Genomic DNA, 19,604 nt, shown 5'->3' on the forward strand with positions numbered 1-19,604 from the left:
TCATTGATTATTCCCAATCAAGAATAACTTTTCCTGATTGCCCCGAACGCATTGCATCAAAACCGCGCTGGAAATCATCAATATTAAAATGATGAGTAATAATGGGGGTGATATCTAAGCCTGACTGGATTAAACTTGCCATCTTGTACCAGGTTTCAAACATCTCACGACCATAAATACCTTTAATGATAATGCCTTTAAAAATAACCTGATTCCAATCGATGCGCATATCTGCTGGTGGAATACCCAGTAATGCAATCTTGCCACCATGGTTCATATTCTTAAGCATGCTATTGAAAGCGGGAGAAGCACCGGACATCTCTAATCCCACATCAAAACCTTCGGTCATGCCCAATTCGGTCATCACATCTTCGATTTTTTCTTCAGCGACATTGACGGCTCTAGTGACCCCCATCTTACGAGCTAAGTCCAACCGATACTCGTTAACGTCAGTAATAACCACATGGCGTGCGCCAACATGCTTAGCAATGGCTGCTGCCATAATACCAATCGGACCAGCACCCGTGATCAATACATCTTCACCGACTAAATCAAAAGAGAGCGCAGTATGAACAGCATTGCCTAGTGGATCAAAAATTGAGGCTATATCATCACTGATATTATTTGGGATTTTAAACGCATTGAATGCAGGTATAGCTAAATACTCAGAAAAAGCACCAGTACGATTTACGCCAACGCCGATAGTGTTGCGACACAAGTGCGTACGCCCACCACGACAATTACGACAATGACCACAGGTAATATGGCCCTCACCAGACACACGGTCACCAATATTAAAACCGCGAACCTCTTCACCAATACCAACCACTTCACCTACGTACTCGTGACCAACGACCATAGGAACCGGGATAGTTTTTTGTGACCATTCATCCCAATTGTAGATATGGATATCAGTACCACAGATGGCTGTTTTCTTAATTTTTATCAAAATATCGTTATGGCCGACCTCAGGTTTTTCAACTTCGGTCATCCAAATGCCAGGTTCTGCCTTTAATTTCGAAAGTGCTTTGATTTTCATAACGTTTCCAAAATAACAAATAAAAACATAAATGAGTAAATTAGATGAGTTCCATCTCTTTACCGACTGCAATAAATACCTTAATGGCTTTATCCAATTGCTCACGGCTGTGCCCTGCAGACATCTGAGTACGAATTCGAGCTTGGCCTTTAGGCACTACAGGGAAAGAGAAACCAACAACATAGATGCCCTTTTCCAATGCTCTCTCGGCAAACTCAGCAGCCACTTTGGCATCCCCTAGCATGATAGGAATGATGGCATGATCTGCGCCTCCCATCGTAAAACCAGCCGCCGTCATTTCAGTACGGAAATGAATAGAATTCTCCCAAAGACGATCACGGAGTTCAGCATTTTCCTGTAATAAATCAATAACTCGAAGAGAAGCTGAAACAATAGATGGAGCTAACGAGTTGGAGAACAGATAAGGGCGTGAGCGTTGACGTAACCAGTCAATCACTTCCTGCTTACCTGATGTATAACCACCAGATGCTCCGCCCATCGCCTTACCTAACGTTCCGGTAATAATGTCGATACGATTGATCACATCATGGAATTCATGGGTACCACGACCGTTACCACCCATAAAGCCAACAGCATGAGAATCATCAATCATCACCAATGCATTGTACTTATCGGCTAAGTCACAAATTCCTGGAAGATTTGCCACTACGCCATCCATAGAGAATACGCCATCAGTCACGATAAGCTTATGCCTAGCACCTGCAGCGTCCGCAGCAATCAACTGCTGTTCTAACTCAGCCATATCATTGTTGGCATAACGGTAGCGCATTGCCTTACACAGACGAACACCATCGATGATCGATGCATGATTTAGCGCATCAGAAATAACCGCATCTTCAGCACCTAAAATGGTTTCAAATAAACCACCATTAGCATCAAAACAAGAGGTATATAGAATCGTGTCTTCAGTACCCAGAAAATCAGAAAGCTTGCACTCTAACTCTTTATGCTGATCTTGGGTGCCGCAAATAAATCTCACCGACGCCATACCAAAACCATGCTTATCTAGGCCCTCTTTCGCAGCCTTAATCAATTCAGGGTGATTAGCTAAACCTAGGTAGTTGTTAGCACAGAAGTTAAGTACTTCGTTATCATCCTGCTCGCCTTGGGCATTCAAAATGGCAACCGAAGCCTTCTGCGCAGAAGTAATGACACGCTCCCCCTTAAATAACCCCTCCTCTTTGACATCATTAAGCTGTTTTGCTAATTGCTGATAAAATATTTTAGACATTACCAATTCCTTAATTACTGGTGCCCGAAGGCGCGTTCTTAACAATCATAATTTAACGCTAGCTATTCCGTACGAGCTTCAGCTTGACTCGCAGGCTCTGGAGTCGTAATCACTTCTTTCTCAGAAAATTTATCCACTAACAAAGAGATAGCACCATCTCCCGTAATGTTGCACGCAGTACCAAAGCTATCTTGTGCCAAATAGAGTGCAATCATTAATGCCAACTCAGCCTCACCAAAACCTAACATTGTTGCCATTAATCCTAAGGCCGCCATTACCGCACCACCTGGAGCGCCAGGCGCTGCAATCATAGTGACTCCTAGCATTAGAATAAAAGGTAACATCTCGAATAATGAAGGGATCGCGATATGCTGGCTCAATGCCATAACAGCGGTAGCACAAGTGACCAGAGTAATTGTAGAACCAGACAGGTGAATCGTCGCACACAAAGGAATGGTAAAATCAGCAATTGCAGGGCTGACACCATTTTTCTTAGTTTGCGCTAAAGTCACTGGAATGGTTGCAGCAGAAGACATGGTACCAATAGCAGTAAAATACGCTGGCAACATGGTTTTAATCAGATGAATAGGAGATTTACCCACCACCAAACCAGCAATCGTATATTGCACACTTAGCCATAACCAATGCATCACTATAGCCAACGCCAACACAACACCAAAGGTTGCTAGGGTATCAAACACTGTGCCCTGAGCCGCCATCTCTGTGAATACACCAGCAATATAGAAAGGCAGTAATGGGATGATTACCTTGCCGAGGACCTTATCTATGATTGCCCGGCCTTCATCAACCACTAGTTTAAGATTCAAGCTCTGATTAACACTAATACCGATACCGAATATAAATGCCAACGCAAGCGCAGTCATTACACCAAATATAGGAGGGATATCGAGGGAGAGCAGACTCGTCAATTGGAACGTATCATTCACAGTGACAGCAGAAATATCAGTCAAGTTACTAATAACAGCGCTTGCCACTAAAAAGGCTAAACTACCCGCGATAATAGTAGAGCCATAAGATAACAATATTGTTTTACTTAACAGTGAACCGGAATTTTGTGGCAGACTGGCAATACCACTTGCAATGTAGAATAAAATAATAAGTGGAATAGTAAACCCAATCAACTGACCACCAAGTTCCTTAATGGTCAACATCATGCGAATAATAACATCAGGAGAGAACAGGCCAAGCAGAATACCTAACACAATTCCAGCAACGAGCTTTAGTATTAACTTCATTACACAACCCTTTATTTAATCATTATAATAAAAGTATTATTGTCTGTGTACATGTTTGTATAAATATCTAACATAGACTTTAGACAATATGGATTATTTATCATTAACATCTATATTTATAAGTTTTTAAATATTAATCACTGTTTATTTCAGTGGACTATTACAATACAGGCAATATATTTACAGTCTATTTATTATGATGAATACTCAACCAGAATATGACACAGGTCACACTTAGATATTGGGTGCTGTGCGGGAACTCCAAAACAAGCATTCTCCAATAATATGGTTAACACCAAAGATTAAAAAGCAACAAACCGCAAACAATACCATCACTTTTAAACACGATAAAAACCGCGTAGATCACATAGATCAACACGGTTTAGTTTATATTTTAAACACCTTAAAATGTTATCTAATTAAAACGGATACATACCGTAAAATAAGAAGCACTTATTTTGTAAACATACTGTTTAGTTCACACGAAATAACTTGCTAAACAAAACTATTAACGTCAAGACTAATATCAGGAAATGAAAAATTAAATAATTTCAGTACTTCTCGATCATTCTCGTATCGTTTTATCCACCCATCTTTCTCCATTCTATTAAGAATTGGAATAATGTACTTACGGGATAAACCTGTGCGCTCGCGCGCTTCTGCGATGGTAAAACGTTCATGTAACTGGTAACCACAAATAATATCGGCCATTAGCTGCTCATAAACTTCGCAATCATAGTAAATTTTACCCTCAAGTGGCACGACAAACGCCTGCCTAACCAAGTTTCTCAGCTCTTTTTGGGCACCAGCAACCTTCTCTTTATCGGCTTCAAAGCCTTGTTTATCATTCGATCTAATCAAACCTAAAATCTTTTTGCCCACATCAGATAAGGACTCTTCTGAATGACCATTTCCCAAACTATATAACAGTTCATCGCAGCGTAACTGACCATTATTCAGCAAGGCGGTTAACACGGGTTTAAGTGCTGAAGCGGGTATATTTAATTTGCTACTTAGCTCCATCAAAGAGAACGACATGGGCCCACTTTCTAACAGAGCTAACACTTGATTCTGTGTTGTTTGGTAACTAGCTGGGAGAAATAGCCAATCGTCACAGCGAATAATATCACCACCAAGTTCAAGATCCATATCTTCAGCTTGAGCATAACCATACAGTTGCAGATTCAACTTAATGTAATCACACCACTGCAATGTTTCCGGTGCTTTATCAAGTAGCGCTGCCAAGAGTGTCCGCATATGACGCGGCACCATACCGGTCCACAATATACTGCCACTATTGAGAATTTTACTGCCGCCATGTTGAATCAACAAAATCCGTTGATTCCAAAAACAGCTAGCGCTTTGCTTTAGACGAATCCTAGCCAGACGAGTATCTTTAAAAAAGAAAATAGTTGCGCGCGTATTAAAAGTACCTAGAGCGACTTCAATCTCACTGTTGTTACGACATGTCCCTTTTTCAGGCAACTCATCTAACCTAACTATACATTCATCCATGACAATGTTTTTAATATTACCTTTATTGTCTGCTGGAATTAAACAATAGCCCCGTTCAAGCTCTTTTTTCTTAACCCCTTTCAAACATACCGCTACCCGTGAAACCATCTCAGCTTTTTCAATACTCTGATGATAAGACTGTAAACTCTTCACCTGTACTGCTTGTCCACTCGGCTGGATGATCAACTTTTGGCCAACATGAAACTCACCGCCACAAAGACTCCCAGTCACTGTTGTCCCTATGCCGTTTACGGTAAAGATGCGGTCAATATACAGATGAGCGCCTTGGGCCAATATTGGACGCTGTAGTATGCTTAATTGATGACCTATTTTCCGCTTTAATTCATTAATACCTATATCTTGATGAGCTGACACAGAGACGGAGTCAGGCAAAATTCCTGCAACATCCATAAACTGCTCTAATGCTTCCTCCTCAACAAGTTCTAGTGTCTGCTGATCGACTAAATCAGCCTTAGTGATCACCAGCAACACCTGCTTAATCCCCATGGCTTGAATCACTCTTAGATGATCCGTCGACATCTGCATCCAGCCTTCATCGGCCGCGACCACAAATAGCACCATGTCCAGACTCCAGACACCCGCCACCATGTTACGGATAAAACGTTCGTGACCAGGAACATCAATAACTCCAATCATATTGTTTTGCTCATCATTAAAATGAGCAAAACCGAGATCGATTGTCATACCACGATTTTTTTCTTGGGGTAAATGCGCCGTTTCGATGCCTGTCAGTGCTTTAATCAGAGCTGTCTTACCATGATCTACATGGCCAGCCGTACCAATTACAAAATGCATACTTCAAGTAACTCCTTCATTTGAGTCGCTACATATTCCAACTCTTTACTCGATAGCGTGGCCATGCTCAGTAACACCTTGTCATGTTTAACCATGCCGATAACAGGAATAGGCCAACTACGCATGATATTGAGTAGTCGATCCGGGGATTGACTCATGTGAACTTGCAAGGACCAAGAGGGAAAGTTTTCATCGGGTAAGGATCCACCACCAATCGTCATTTGACTTGGTACTACACTCAATTGATCTGGGGATAAGGCTGCTAATTTTTCCGCCATAGCACGCTGCTCACTCTCAGGTCTTCGAAAACGACTTTCAGCAATCCCTCTACCCGCATTATCAGCATTCAACTTGCGCACTAATAACTCTTCCAAAAGGGAATAGATAATTCGTCCCGGCCGAAAAGCCCGCATCATAGGATTCTTTTCCATTCTCTCGATAAGCATTTGTTTACCTGTGATAAAACCAGACTGAGGACCACCGATAATTTTATCACCAGAGAAACAAACAAGGTCGACGCCCGCTCTTAAGTAATGGCTGACACTCAATTCATCAGGAAAGGATTCGGTAGTCATACCAGAGCCTTGATCCACGGCTAAAATAACATGATCAGGTAGATATTTTGCCAGTTCAGACAGATCCGGTGATTGAGTAAAACCACGGATCTTATAGTTAGAAGTGTGTACCACTAATACCATTGCGGTATTATCAGTTACCGCATCGAGATAATCTTCCAACGTCGTGATATTGGTTGCACCAACCTCGACCAATTTTGCACCTGACTGTGCCAAAATATCCGGAATACGAAAGCCACCTCCAATTTGAACTTGCTCTCCCCGTGAAACAATGACCTCTTTACCTTTAGCCAGTTCATGCAACATCAAATAGATAGCGGCAGCATTATTGTTAACCACCAAGGTGTCCTCACCTTTTACTAACTCGTGCATCAGTCTAGGAAGCATGCCTTTACGCTTACCCCGTTTCCCCGTGTGCAGATCAAGTTCAAGGTTACAGTAGCCGGTATTGAGTTCTGTCACCGATAGCCACAACTCGGGATCAATGGGAGAGCGACCTAGGTTCGTATGAACCACCACGCCAGTGGCGTTAATGACCTTTCTCAGACGTTGGCGTTGGAAGGTTTTACAGCTAAGTTCTATGAGTGAATAGAGTCGATCACTACTGAAATGAGAAAAACCACCGGCATCAATGCACTCTTGCTTATATTCAGCAACGATATTCTTGACGATACGGGAGACAAACTGACGACTTAAGGTTTCAACATAGGGAGCAAGAAAAGGTTGTTGAATTATTTTTTCAATTTGGGGAAATTGGGCAGCATTTTGGATAGACATGTTTCAGCCTTAACGCAAATATATAAATCACCAGAAACATTAAAATAAGAATTGTACTCTTATTAATGTCATTACTGGAAATAACATTAATTGGCGGAAGGAGCAGGAATCGAACCTGCCACGGCTAATAAAGCCGACATCGGTTTTGAAGACCGCGGAGACCACCAGATCCCATCCACTTCCTTATTTGTTGCAATGAACAATACAGACTCACCTAACCCTATTCAACTTGATAAAATTGAACTTGTGAGCTAACTAACAAAATAACAGTTTTTATAAAACAAAGAGAGATCGAGTATCCATAATTGATAAAAACAAATTTAAACCCATTGATTTAGCATAAAAAAACCGGTTCTAAATTAAAGTTAAAACCATACCTAACCAACTGAAAAATAATGAATAATAAAACATTTAAGCAACATGCTAATCATTAGTAAATGCTAAAAAATCCAAAACTTATTAATGAAGAATAAAATAATAAACATAATGACAAAGCCCAACAATAGATTAGTATTACAGTGAATAATCTATATATTTAACTGATAAAACTACTGAGAACTTTATCTAAAAAGGTTAATAACCTGAAAAGTTTAAGTTCAGATTAAAATTAATACCATAACGTCAACACTCCATAAAATACATTACTAATACTGAGTGATTTAATAATGAATAAAAAACTTATTTTAATATCAAACAATCCTAGCTTACTCAATGACATGTTATTTCCAACTCAGATCGTTGCCGAGAGTAATATTGATGTTATTAACCAATGCAGAGATCAAATCCATGCAGGGGCCAAATTAGTAACACACCCTTTAGCGGGTAGTATAAAACCTTGGGAAACGCCTTATCGATCTATATTAATACAAGTTAAACCAGAAATTCAGGGGCAGGCCTCTCTAGATATGCACTCATTAGAGATGATTGAGTCCGCAATCCAAAAATACAATACCAAACTAGTAGGGATTAATAAACCTAAACCTACCCTCAAGTCAGATGCTGACTTTCAATTAGTGGATAAAGAACTCATGTTGTCGGCTCTAAAATCGCTACGCTAGTTCGACCAATAAAAAAGCCCCATTCGGGGCTTTTTTATTCACAACAAACAGCAAGAGTGATTAAAATACCGTTTGATCGGTTATCTCAGTCATCAGACCCTTAATCGCCTTTTCTACCAACATACGACGTTGGTGCTTCTCTTCCTCTGGCGTTGCTTTTGGATCGCCCAGTGGATGCGGAATAGCAATCGCTGGAACAATACGGTTAGCACCGACAGTTAAGGAGATAGGGACCACAGTCGCAATATGAACAACTGGCATTACTTTTTCAATTTCTTTTAGCATCGTTGCACCGCAACGAGTACAAGTGCCTCAAGTGGATGTAAAAATGGCAGCAGTAACCCCGGCCTTTAGCAGTTCCATGGCGATGGCTTCACCATAAGCTTTAGAGTTAGCAACAGAGGTACCATTACCCACAGTTGCATAATAGATATCATGCAACTTACCAATCTTACCTTCTCTTTCCATATCACGTAGAACATCGACAGGTAAAACTCGGTTTGGATTCTGATTACAGGCAACTGGATCATAACCACCGTGGGCAGTTTCATGGGTCTCAGAAGTAATAGTATCCAACCCTTCAATGCTATAAGTACCAAACTTTGATGCACTGGAAGACTCAATCCTATCTGGATTCCCTTTAGGTACCACACCACCAGACGTCACTAAGGCAAATACTGCGGTAGTGGGATCAAGTATCGCAGGTTGGGGGTCAACACGATCGAACACCGGCATTGGGTATTCAGTAGTGGTAGTGCCCTCAAGCTTAGCAATTAACATATCAACTGCACGCTCAGAGCCGCGCTTATCAGCAAAATAGTTAACCCTTAAGCCACGAGGCATATAACCTTCATCTTCAGGCGAGCCTAACTTACCTTCAGTTTCAATAAAACGATTGATAAGATGTGCCATAGCAGGAGCGGCTTTTCGCATGCCAGCTGCACTGTTCGATGTTTCTGCAAAATAGGCAAAATTACGGAACATCTCGTAACCAGGGTTTTCAACATAGATGCCTGAAATCGTAGTAATACCCAGTTCATGGGCGACTTTTGCCACCATACCACAAGCCATACCATAACGGCCGGCGTTAAATGCAGGTCCCGCTACGACTAAATCAGGCTTAAGCTGTTGCAGTATCTCTTTAATGCCGTAACAGCTCAGTGATTCATTTTCGTTAAAATATGAGTCACCACAAATAATGGTATGAGTAATTTCACCCTTACCTGCCATTGCAGCGTTTAACTGCGCGCCCACACCGACTTGGCCTTCAACAACCTCCATCGGAATATGTGCCATCTCTTCGCCGCCTTTTTGGCCGAAGAACTGATTAATATAATGTACAACTTTAATTGTCATAACAACCTCACCTTAACCTTGCTTAGATGTTAAGTTATGGAACCCAAGTTCGCAGGTAGCACCAAGAATGGCCTGCAACTCCACGGTGATAGAGCCATCGGCATGTAAACTACCGTCAAATCCACCCGCAACCGTATCAGCATAAGAATCCAACCCAATAACACGCTGCATTGGCGGCAGAGTGATCAACTGGTTAGCATTACCGTTAGAGATCACCGCATCTGCCGATGGATGTGCATCAGCCAGTGACTGACTCTCGCCATTTTGACCAGCATACTCATCGGTCATCAAAACCACTTTCAAGCCAGCTTCAGTCAACTTACGGCTGTTCATGATCAAGTCGGCGTCTGGATTACCAAAGCCCTCTTCACTGACAATGACGGCATCCCAGCCCATCTGCGTTGCCAACTTGGCGACGAAATTAGATGAACGCTCTTTGTCTTTCAACGTCACGTTCTCGTTAGTCACAATGACACCCATGAAGTTATATTTACTGCCATGATGTTTATAAAGATCGTGAATAACAGGACTATTTTGATGAATATAAGAGGTGTTCTTATCACAAGCAGAAACACAGTTGCCGCTGGTGATAGCCCCATCCATCACTTCTGTTGGATACATTAATGTTGGCAAGATCCCTTTCACATCAACACCATAATAATAGGTGTCATGCAATAGTCCCTGACTTTGCAACATGTAGATATAGCCCACTTTAGGCAGTTCTGGATACAAGGCAGCCTGCTCTAACATAGGCTTAGTTTCGTAGGTCTCGATCTCATCAGGTGTGGCTGAAATAGACAACTTACCTAACCAACGTGCCGCTTCATGCCCAATCATGCGTAAGATAAATTCGTGATCGTATTGATTGCACTTGTCATTAACTTCACAGGTAATAACCAGATTCATCAGTGAGGAGTAAGGAGTATATTCAGCACCAGGACCACTCATGTCGATGATACCTTCTTGGAATCCGACTATGCTGCCTGTAGTGACAACTGACATACCTTTAAGTACATGAGTACGCCCTTCACCAACCATATCCTCTTCACCAAGATGGCGACCAGGGAAAATATGACCTTTCCCTTCAACCTTCACTCTAGGCTCGATGACATCTTTGACTGGCATAATACGGGTACTATCACCCGGCTTGGCAATGGCCAGTTCAATGCTTGAAATGCGATGATCAATGTCAACGAGGAACGCATTAAGTTCCTGCTCATTAATCACCAGTTTATTTCCGAGTAATTCACTTTGTGGCCCAAAGACCAAGTCACCAATGTGAATGTTGCCAACTTCAAGTTTCATGGATATCTCCAAATAACACGACAATAGATGGTATGTAACATTAGTTTCTAACAGATCAGAAAATCCTGATCCCTTCTCCATGTTCGGCATGTCCAACCACCCAACATGGTTCACCTAGCTTAGAAAATTCTTGTAATAATTCAGGCAAACTTGCTTTCGGCACAGCAGCAAGCAAGCCGCCAGAGGTTTCTGGGCAACACAGTTTCAGCCGCCACAGTTCTGATAAGTCATCGGAAAAATGTAATCGCTGCCGATACTCATCCAGATTTCGTTTAGCGCCGCCAGGAAGGAGTCCCTGCTCGGCATACTCCTTCACACCATCAAAAAAGGGCACTGCATTAGCATCAATATGTAAACAGACGCCACTCTTCTCCGCCATTTCCAGTCCGTGCCCTAAGAGGGAATAACCGGTAATATCGGTGCAGGCTTTAATGGGATAACGAGAGAATATTTGAGCCGCGCTGCGGTTTAGCGCTTTCATGCTGTTAGTGGCTAGCTGAATATGCTCAGTCGTCGCCTTGCCCCGTTTAGCCGCCGTTGAAACCACGCCGTTGCCTATGGGTTTAGTCAACACCAACACATCTCCAGCAGTAACAGCGGCTTTGGTTTGCACTTTTGAAGGGTGAATAATACCCATGACCGACAGGCCAAATTTGGGTTCGCTATCTTCAACGGTATGACCGCCGACTAGCACGGCGCCAGCTTCGCGCACTTTATCTGCGCCACCTTTGAGAATTTGTGCCACAACTTCATCAGGCAATTCAGGCGGAACACAGAAGATATTCATCGCCAGAGTTGCTTCGCCGCCCATGGCATAAACGTCACTTAATGCATTGGCTGCTGCGATAGCGCCAAAATCATAGGGATCATCGACAATGGGGGTAAAGAAATCCAAAGTTTGGATAACGGCTACATCGTCATTTATTTTGTAAACCGCAGCATCATCACTAACGGCTAGACCAACCATAAGGTTAGGGTGTTCATGTTCAGGGAACAAAGGGGTTATCAAACGCAGAACCTGCGCCATGGCACCAGGGCCAATCTTAGAGGCTCAACCCGCTTTCTTGGTCATTTGCGTCAAACGCACTTTATCGCTCATGTCTAACTCCAAAATTTAGGGAATAGAGCCTGCTTAATAAAAGCCAACCTCTGCTACTTAACCATGTCTTTATCTAAAAAATGCCCCGCCGCCATGCGGGGCTTTCATAGCAATTAAACTGACTTACAAATACTGCTTAGTGTGTAAGTGTTCTCTAGCCTTATCTTTATCTGCCGCCGCAATCATCACTATCGGACCGGTACATCCCATACCAGTTCGGGCAAAAATCCCCACAGACCAAAGAGATTCACAAGCATCTTCAATCTCAAGAATATCGATACCACTAATGTCTGCATCGGTGATTTTTGTCGCTGGCGCGACCACCACAGGTTTAGTTGCGACTTCCGTTTTAGCTTGTTTTAGCTCAGTTAAAATCAGATCTAAACCCGCTTTCTTTGCCAACTTCATCTCAGCTTCGGTAATCGCTAGTGCCTGACCAATAACTGCGTCTGCACATAATCGCATGGCTCCAGCAATAACAGGGGCACCGGATGCGCGCGAGATAATTGCAACCAGATGCTGGCTGCCCTCTCCCAATCCAGGACCATAACCGTAACCCGATGCTTCGTAGCTGCCACCTGTAGTAAATGATGAGAACATCTTCATCATTAAATTACCGGTTAGACTATCAGTCACCATCACATCTGGCGTGCCCTTAAGCAGGTCATTACCGCGCATACACACGCCACCATCTTCACGAGAAGACTCGGTAAACCTGATGTCATAACCTTGCTGTTGCAATCTTTTCAGATAGCGTTCCACCAGCGCAGCACCATCAATATTCAGGATGCCCACCGTCGGCTGGTTAATTCCCGTCGCCTTCGCCAGAGCAATACCATTAATGGTATTTTTCAGCATAGCCGCAATGCGATGGGTATCCGTTGTGCCAGTGGTAGAAGCTATTATCATCTCTCGTCCAAGAGATGGCGTAACAACTTTACCAAACGTACTTACCCCTAATGGAAAGTTGTAATGCAGGGTGACACAGCCGTCTATCTCATTGTTTTTAAGGAGTGCTTCCATCACACTGTGGCAAGCATGCAGATCATCAGCTTGATGCAGTTCAAACTCAGTTTCTATCGTTTGACCGATAAGCACAGGCTCAATATCTGGATACTGACGAGCCACCATCTTTGCGGCACGGTGCAACTCATCAGCGCCATGTTCACTGCCGACTAAGGTTAACCCTATACGTTTTTTTGCACCAAACTGACCACTTAACAAACCATCAGCCATATCACTGAAAATATCAGCAAGCTGTTTGTTTATGTTACCCATAATCGCCTCCTGATTACTTAGCGCTGTCTTGTTCGAGTGTCAGCATGTTTTGGGCAACATTTTTCATCGCCTCGGCAATCAATTGCTTGATACGAGCTTCATCAATACCTGAGTCTGTGGTAATACCTGGGTTCTTTTGCACCACGAAACTCAAACCATCAAACAAGTTGGTCATACGTCCGAGGAACAAGCTGCCCTTACCCACCATCATAAAATTATTGATATCGCCATTGAGGATCATATCGCGACCAAATCCTACAAATGGCACACCTGATGGAATGTGGCCCTGAGTCGGTGCCCAACCAGGCATACCGTGCTCGATGACAAAATCAGGCAACTGTTTACGGTCCAGTAAGCCCTCTTTTACTGCAAGTGCAGCAATCATTTTGTAGTTAGCTTCTGGCACGTTTCCGGCACCAGCAGGCTTGGTAATTTCTGGGTTGTGCATTTCGACAGAATACTTGTCAATTTGCAGCATTGTCATACCATTATCTGTTAATGGCTTAGAGATTAAGCTGGTCATCACCGCTTGTGGCGATGAACCAGTCCCCACGGTATGGCGACCAATAATGTCAGTATTAATGATCGGGTTTACCCCATCATTCTCGCTGATTAGACAAGCAAACCCAGCCAACACATCTTCCAATACCGGCATATTTTTAGCGACATGATCGCGGCCATTCATGCCTAGTTTGGCTACGGCGCCACCGGCAACAACCAAGACATGTTTAAACACGCCTGCTTTAACCAAGGCCGCGGCGGTGGTAAATGCATGAGCGGGAGCGGCGCAGAATCCACGTACATCAGAACCAGTGGCATTAATACAACCGGAAGATTCACCGATGGCTTTGGCAAAGTTACCACCACCACGTTGATTGACATCTCCACACGCTTCTTCAGAACACTCGATAATGTATTCAACAGTCGACAGATCTATCCCTTGAGTCTTGAGGTTTAATACTGCAATAACTCCGGTAGCCTTGGCGCAGAGATTTTCTAACATAATATGGCCAGACAAGTTCTCATCTTCGTCATGAGCTTGTTTTACACAGCCGACAAGTTCGCCGTTAAGGATAAGCGGCTCAGCCTGATGTAAATCAACGAAGGCCTGCATTTTCGCCATCGTTTCAGTATTCGCGTCCTGTAGCAGGTTCAATGCTCCCAGCACAGGATGATCGTTAAATTTATCTTGATAAGCAGCAACAAACTCAGGAGAAAGCAGTACCAGATCAAACACATCTACATGTTGTAGTAAGGCATAAAACTCCTCCTCACTCAGGATGTCACCGTATTTACCTAAGCGTTCAGCATCAGCTTTGTGCTCATACCAGGGCTGTGACAAATCAGTCAGTGCTTCAGGCATAATATTACCGATATAACACTGGTTAGCCGGATAAGCGACAACCTCATTGTAGGGCCGTAAGTGATCCTGCAACTGCTGAAGATAAGGATCTTGTGGGTTTCTTTTACGAGTAGCAACCTGAACTGCACCGTGCTGAACTAAAATATCCGGTGTATGAGCAAGGATATAGCTAATGCCTTTAATTACTGCAAATCCCATTTGAAGCTCCTGAATATCAAGATCCGGATCCAGAGATTCTCTGAACCCGGTTATTACATGTTTAAATGACGGTTAAAGATATTTACCAAACTGGGTACGGTAGCTTTTCACTTCAGCCACAATTTCGTCTACATCTAATACCATTTCCATCATGCCAATTTGTTCGTCATAAACGTCCGCATTGACTGCATTTTTTACTTCTGGCTCAACCACATGGTAACAAGAGAGTCCTAACTGAACTCCGGCTAGTGGACCTGCAAAAGTTGGATCACCGTTGGTGACAGTTTCACACGCAAGGCCTGAAGACTCAGCTTCAGCACCACCAAGAATCACGACCACATTTTCTGGTCCATATTCTTCAGCGAGTGATTTGATCCGCTTTTGATTTTCTAGATCCATAGCGCCTGCGCTTGTTCAGACAAAGCATTCTGTAGTAGAGAACAGCACTTGGGCACCCGTAGTGTTAATGCAAGCTTCGATTGCTTGACCAGGAACACCATCTCGATCACCTAAAATAATGACTTTTTTATTAGTGAACATCTTATCTCCAAAGGATTTATAGATACTTTTTAATAGTGGAAGCGATCTCAGCTACTTCCAGTTCTTCTCCGCAAAGATGCTCAAGCTTCTCTCCGTTTTTATAGAACACGATTGATGGTAGCCCCATCACTTTTTGAGCCATAGCCAAGCGGCGACTACCTTTTATATCCAACTTACAAAATTTGATTTGTGAACCAAACTCTTCCGCTAACTTAGTAATATCAGGCATCAACTCCATGCAACGACCACAGCTTTCGCTCCAGTAATCCACTAACACCACACCATCGATATTTACTTCTTGTTCAAAATTATCTTTATTAAGTTCAATCACTATTCTTGCTCCTTAAAAAAGTTTATCTAAATCATTCATGTTGTTGACTAAAACTCGTTTAACTTCCTTACCAGCTTCGAAACGAATAATCAAAGGGATCTCTTTAACATCAAAGCGGTTAGATATAATTTGGCTTTTGTAGGTATCGAGCGTAACAATGCGTAAATCAGGATAGATCTGACAACGAGTTTCCAATTCACCAATAATCTCTAAGCTCTGAGGATTAGTCGGCGACCAGAAAACAACTAAAGCAGAACCATCGAAATGACCGACTTTTTCCAGCCAATTTTCTTCCTCTTCGATATAACGATCCGCAGCTACCGCAGCAATGGCTCCATCACCGGCAGCAGTAATAACCTGACGCAGATAAGTATCGGTCACATCACCAACAGAGAAAATGCCTGGAATATTGGTTTCCTGCTTTTCGTTGACCTTGATATAGCCTTGAGGCGTTAACGCAACTAAATCTTTTACAAAACCAGTTCTTGGGACTGTGCCGACGAACATGAATACACCATCACAAGGCACTGCTGTTATCTCGCCAGTTTTAAGATGCTTTAGCCGCACACCTGTGACGAGTTCATCACCAGCAATTTCATCAACAACTGAGTTCCAGACGAAGTTAATTTTCTTGTTACTAAAGGCTTGTTCCTGAGCGGTACGATCAGCATCGAGAATACCTTCATCATGCAATACGATCATGGTGACCTTATTGACAAACTTGGTTAGGAATACCGACTCTTCAACGGCCGTATTACCACTACCCACCACCACCACATCGAGAGCTTCATAAAAATCTGCATCGCAGGTCGCACAATAAGAGACACCTTTACCACGAAACTCATTTTCACCTTTGATACCCAGTACGCGAGGCGCTGCACCAGTACCTATCACTATGCTCTTTGCCTGTAACTCTTCACCAGTTGATGTGGTCACTGTTTTAAAGAAACCATCGGCAGAAACACAGATACTATCAACGGTCGCTTTTTTAAATTCGACACCAAACTTTTCACAATGAGCTCGAAATTGCTCCATCAACTCAGGACCCGTCGCTTCCAAAATGCCTGGATAATTTTCCAGTTCATTTGTCGTTGCAGCCTGGCCTCCCACTTTGCGTTTTTCTTCTAAAATAAGTGTTTTCATTTTACCGCGTGCCGCATAAACCCCAGCGGACATACCGCCTGCACCAGCACCAATAATGATGATGTCATATAGATCAGACATAATATTTTCCATTTAATTGATAATAATTACTTATAGAAATGTCATCAGATATGCGGCAGCACTTATCTAGCCAAGCTGACAACAGGGAGAAAAATAATTGAATAGAATGATGTGAAAACACTGACGTTTGCAGTCTTGATTGAAAGCAGAAATCTAACTCGAAAAAAGCTAGTAAATAAGAGGTGAGCACCTTTATGTTATTTAATATTTTACAATAAAAAACAATATGTTGGCATGGGTGATTTGCACAGGTCAACTCAGCTATACTAGCGAGATGATAAGAAACTCAACGATGTTGATTTGCTATATTTACCATTACAAAAAATCCGTCTTAATTACTTTAATGACCAAAGATTAAAGCTAACCCATTTAAATTATTGTGAGCTGACGCTTGTTTCTATACTTATTTTTCATTATAAATCACAAATAAACATCATTAGAAAAACTAATGATACTTAAACATATAAATACATCTATGTACTGATAGTTAAATTAATTCATATATATCATTACTTTTTCTAGTCAGATTTTCTGTCCATTTAAAGTATCGAGAAAAACTTGAGTTAAGCTCGTCAACGCTCCTCCTGACTTGGTTATACAATAAAACTGTGACTCTAATTCATAGGGTTTTATTTGCTTTAATGTTCCTTTTTTCACCCACTGTTTTGCATAATGTTTTGGTAAAAAACCTATGTAGTGACCTGTGTGTATCAAGGTTGCCTGCGCCTCAATATTATCTATGCTAGCAGCCGCTTGTTGTACATCTAAAGCAGTTAAGTCACGACCAAACAGATATATTCGAGAAATAATAGCCGCTTGGTTAAGCATACTGAATGTGACATCAGCACAATGATAAAAAGGATGGGTATTAGAACAGTAAAGACAATGACGCTCGATATACAGGGGTTGATAGTTCAAGCCAGCAATCTGTTGTTGAAAAGGGCCAATGGCAAGGTGCAGATTGGTGTTCAATACCTCTTGTTCTAACTGATATGGAGTACCCACCTTGATACTTGGTATCACGGAGCATGACATCCCAAGTAGTTTTCGTAACGTACTGATAAGGGGCATATCGATATCAGATACGGTATTATCGATAACCCCAATACGAAGTTCGCCCCTCAGATCGCTGTGAAGATCACTAATTTTATGACGAAAACTATCGATTGAAATAAATAACTCTTGGCTCGCTTCATATGTGCTTTGACCTACTAAAGTCAGTTTGAAACCACTGCGCCCTCTTTCACAAAGCGTCAAACCAAGACGTCCCTCAAGTCTAGTCATATGCTCGCTGATTGTTGAAGCACTAATATTAAGCACTGACTGTGCAGCAGAGAAACTCCCCGCTTTCACTATGGCATCAAAAACCCGCAATAAGCGTATGTCCGTATCTTGCACCTGCATGATTATCTATTCCATCTAACCAAATGTGTTGAACGAATCTACACCATTTAGTTCGTTTCAATACGAATTACACTTCTCATATTTCGTATTTACCTAAAGATATAAATCGTTGATTTTAATAAATGAGAGTTTGATCTTAATTTATCTAGGAGTGAAATATGAGTGAGAATAACTATGCTACTGGTCGATTGAATCTGCCATTTGTCGGACATTGTACTTTTGCAAAATCCCCCGTTTGTACCGACTGGGAAACTATCGATGCCGATGTTGCTATTTTAGGTGTTCCTAATGATATGGGTTCACAGTGGCGTTCAGGTGCCCGTTTTGGACCAAGAGCAGTACGTGAGGCATCGACTCTATTTTCATTTGGCCATGGTGGCGCTTACGATTTTGAAGATGACAAGATGTACCTCACTCAAGAGCAGGTCACCATGGTTGACGTAGGAGATGCAGATATCATCCACACCGACATGAACCAGAGTCATGCCAATACCGAAGCGGCAGTACGCAAAATATTGTCTCAGGGCGCTATGCCTATCGTTATTGGTGGGGATCACTCGATCCATATCCCAGTGATAAGAGCGTTTGACGATCAAGGTCCTATACACATTATTCATATTGATGCCCACCTAGATTTTGTCGACGAGCGTCACGGCGTTCGTTACGGCCATGGTAATCCCCTGCGCCGTGCCTCTGAAATGTCACACATTACCGGTATGACTCAGCTGGGTATCCGCAATGTCTCTTCATCGAATCGTAGCGACTATGATGCAGCGATAGAGGCTGGCTCCAATATTCTTTCAGTCAGACAGGTCAGACGCCTTGGTACCGAGGCCGTGCTTGCACAGATCCCTCAAGCCGAACGTTATTATATCACCATAGATATTGATGCCTTCGACCCCTCTATTGCGCCAGGTACAGGAACGCCGAGCCATGGCGGATTCATCTATTACGAGGTACTGGAAATTCTTCAGGCCTTGAGTAAGCGCAGTTCTGGAAAAATTGTGGGTATTGACTTGGTAGAGGTAGCTCCTGCCTACGATCCAACTGGTGCGACTCCTATTCTAGCCGCACAACTGTTAATGAATACCATAGGTTTTATCTTCTACGACCGATCGCAAGCTAAAGCCACAGAAGTATAACTACCCCACGGCAAGCTATTCCTCTATAGCTTGCTCATATACAAAAGGTATACACCGTCAATCGTCTTATGCCTAT

At 42.5% G+C, this 19,604-nt stretch carries 16 protein-coding genes and 1 tRNA gene; 2 read left to right on the forward strand and 15 right to left on the reverse strand.

All coding sequences use genetic code 11. The features are described 5' to 3' along the window. Window positions 1-7 precede the first annotated feature (7 nt). The 6 genes from tdh to HWQ47_RS27670 all read right to left on the reverse strand — a co-directional run bounded on the left by tdh (window position 8) and on the right by HWQ47_RS27670 (window position 7,413). Window positions 8-1,033 (reverse strand): L-threonine 3-dehydrogenase, encoded by a 1,026-nt coding sequence (gene tdh / locus HWQ47_RS27645; protein ID WP_269971877.1) that lies wholly within the window; start codon window positions 1,031-1,033, stop codon window positions 8-10. 46 nt (window positions 1,034-1,079) lie between these two features. Further along, window positions 1,080-2,291, reverse strand: a complete 1,212-nt coding sequence (locus tag HWQ47_RS27650; RefSeq protein WP_269969128.1) for a glycine C-acetyltransferase — start codon at window positions 2,289-2,291, stop codon at window positions 1,080-1,082. A 62-nt stretch (window positions 2,292-2,353) separates the two neighbouring features. Next, window positions 2,354-3,547: a dicarboxylate/amino acid:cation symporter gene (locus HWQ47_RS27655; RefSeq protein ID WP_269969129.1), complete on the reverse strand. Its 1,194-nt coding sequence runs from the start codon at window positions 3,545-3,547 to the stop codon at window positions 2,354-2,356. Between the two features lie 495 nt (window positions 3,548-4,042). Next, window positions 4,043-5,878 carry a selenocysteine-specific translation elongation factor gene (gene selB, locus HWQ47_RS27660; RefSeq protein ID WP_269969130.1) on the reverse strand — a complete coding sequence of 612 codons (1,836 nt, stop codon included), beginning with the start codon at window positions 5,876-5,878 and terminating at the stop codon, window positions 4,043-4,045. Next, window positions 5,866-7,230, reverse strand: coding sequence for an L-seryl-tRNA(Sec) selenium transferase (gene selA / locus HWQ47_RS27665; RefSeq protein WP_269969131.1), 1,365 nt, complete (start codon window positions 7,228-7,230; stop codon window positions 5,866-5,868). The genes selB and selA overlap by 13 nt, the downstream gene beginning before the upstream one ends. Window positions 7,231-7,321: 91 nt before the next feature. Then, window positions 7,322-7,413, reverse strand: a tRNA-Sec gene (locus HWQ47_RS27670). A 482-nt stretch (window positions 7,414-7,895) separates the two neighbouring features. Between HWQ47_RS27670 and HWQ47_RS27675 the strand changes: the two genes are divergently transcribed. Then, on the forward strand, window positions 7,896-8,288 hold the full coding sequence (locus HWQ47_RS27675) for a GrdX family protein (RefSeq protein ID WP_269969132.1): 393 nt from the start codon (window positions 7,896-7,898) through the stop codon (window positions 8,286-8,288). A 60-nt stretch (window positions 8,289-8,348) separates the two neighbouring features. On the opposite strand, the gene HWQ47_RS27680 is transcribed toward HWQ47_RS27675, so the two are convergent. The 9 genes from HWQ47_RS27680 to HWQ47_RS27720 form a co-directional block, all read right to left on the reverse strand. Further along, entirely contained in the window at window positions 8,349-9,644 is a 1,296-nt protein-coding gene (locus HWQ47_RS27680; RefSeq protein WP_269969133.1) for a glycine/betaine/sarcosine/D-proline family reductase selenoprotein B, read from the reverse strand. Between the two features lie 12 nt (window positions 9,645-9,656). Further along, window positions 9,657-10,949, reverse strand: coding sequence for a glycine/sarcosine/betaine reductase component B subunit (locus HWQ47_RS27685; RefSeq protein ID WP_269969134.1), 1,293 nt, complete (start codon window positions 10,947-10,949; stop codon window positions 9,657-9,659). A 55-nt stretch (window positions 10,950-11,004) separates the two neighbouring features. Then, window positions 11,005-12,048 carry a selenide, water dikinase SelD gene (selD, locus tag HWQ47_RS27690; protein ID WP_269969135.1) on the reverse strand — a complete coding sequence of 348 codons (1,044 nt, stop codon included), beginning with the start codon at window positions 12,046-12,048 and terminating at the stop codon, window positions 11,005-11,007. 123 nt (window positions 12,049-12,171) lie between these two features. Next, window positions 12,172-13,326, reverse strand: coding sequence for a glycine/sarcosine/betaine reductase complex component C subunit alpha (gene grdD, locus HWQ47_RS27695; RefSeq protein WP_269969136.1), 1,155 nt, complete (start codon window positions 13,324-13,326; stop codon window positions 12,172-12,174). 13 nt (window positions 13,327-13,339) lie between these two features. After that, the gene (grdC, locus tag HWQ47_RS27700; RefSeq protein ID WP_269969137.1) at window positions 13,340-14,887 is read right to left on the reverse strand and encodes a glycine/sarcosine/betaine reductase complex component C subunit beta; all 1,548 of its coding nucleotides are present in this window, start codon (window positions 14,885-14,887) and stop codon (window positions 13,340-13,342) included. A 72-nt stretch (window positions 14,888-14,959) separates the two neighbouring features. Continuing rightward, on the reverse strand, window positions 14,960-15,427 hold the full coding sequence (gene grdA, locus HWQ47_RS27705) for a glycine/sarcosine/betaine reductase complex selenoprotein A (RefSeq protein ID WP_269969138.1): 468 nt from the start codon (window positions 15,425-15,427) through the stop codon (window positions 14,960-14,962). 16 nt (window positions 15,428-15,443) lie between these two features. Beyond that, window positions 15,444-15,758 (reverse strand): thioredoxin TrxA, encoded by a 315-nt coding sequence (trxA, locus tag HWQ47_RS27710; RefSeq protein WP_269969139.1) that lies wholly within the window; start codon window positions 15,756-15,758, stop codon window positions 15,444-15,446. A gap of 12 nt (window positions 15,759-15,770) precedes the next feature. Next, a complete protein-coding gene (locus HWQ47_RS27715; RefSeq protein WP_269969140.1) occupies window positions 15,771-16,982 on the reverse strand; it encodes an FAD-dependent oxidoreductase in 1,212 nt (403 codons plus the stop codon). A 522-nt stretch (window positions 16,983-17,504) separates the two neighbouring features. Next, window positions 17,505-18,386 (reverse strand): LysR family transcriptional regulator, encoded by an 882-nt coding sequence (locus HWQ47_RS27720; RefSeq protein ID WP_269969141.1) that lies wholly within the window; start codon window positions 18,384-18,386, stop codon window positions 17,505-17,507. 158 nt (window positions 18,387-18,544) lie between these two features. Here HWQ47_RS27720 and speB point away from each other — a divergent pair, with 158 nt between their 5' ends. Beyond that, complete coding sequence (gene speB, locus HWQ47_RS27725; protein WP_269969142.1) at window positions 18,545-19,528, forward strand: agmatinase; 984 nt, start codon at window positions 18,545-18,547, stop codon at window positions 19,526-19,528. The last annotated feature ends 76 nt before the right edge of the window (window positions 19,529-19,604 follow it).

This window comes from Shewanella sp. MTB7 (assembly GCF_027571385.1).
GTDB lineage: Bacteria > Pseudomonadota > Gammaproteobacteria > Enterobacterales > Shewanellaceae > Shewanella.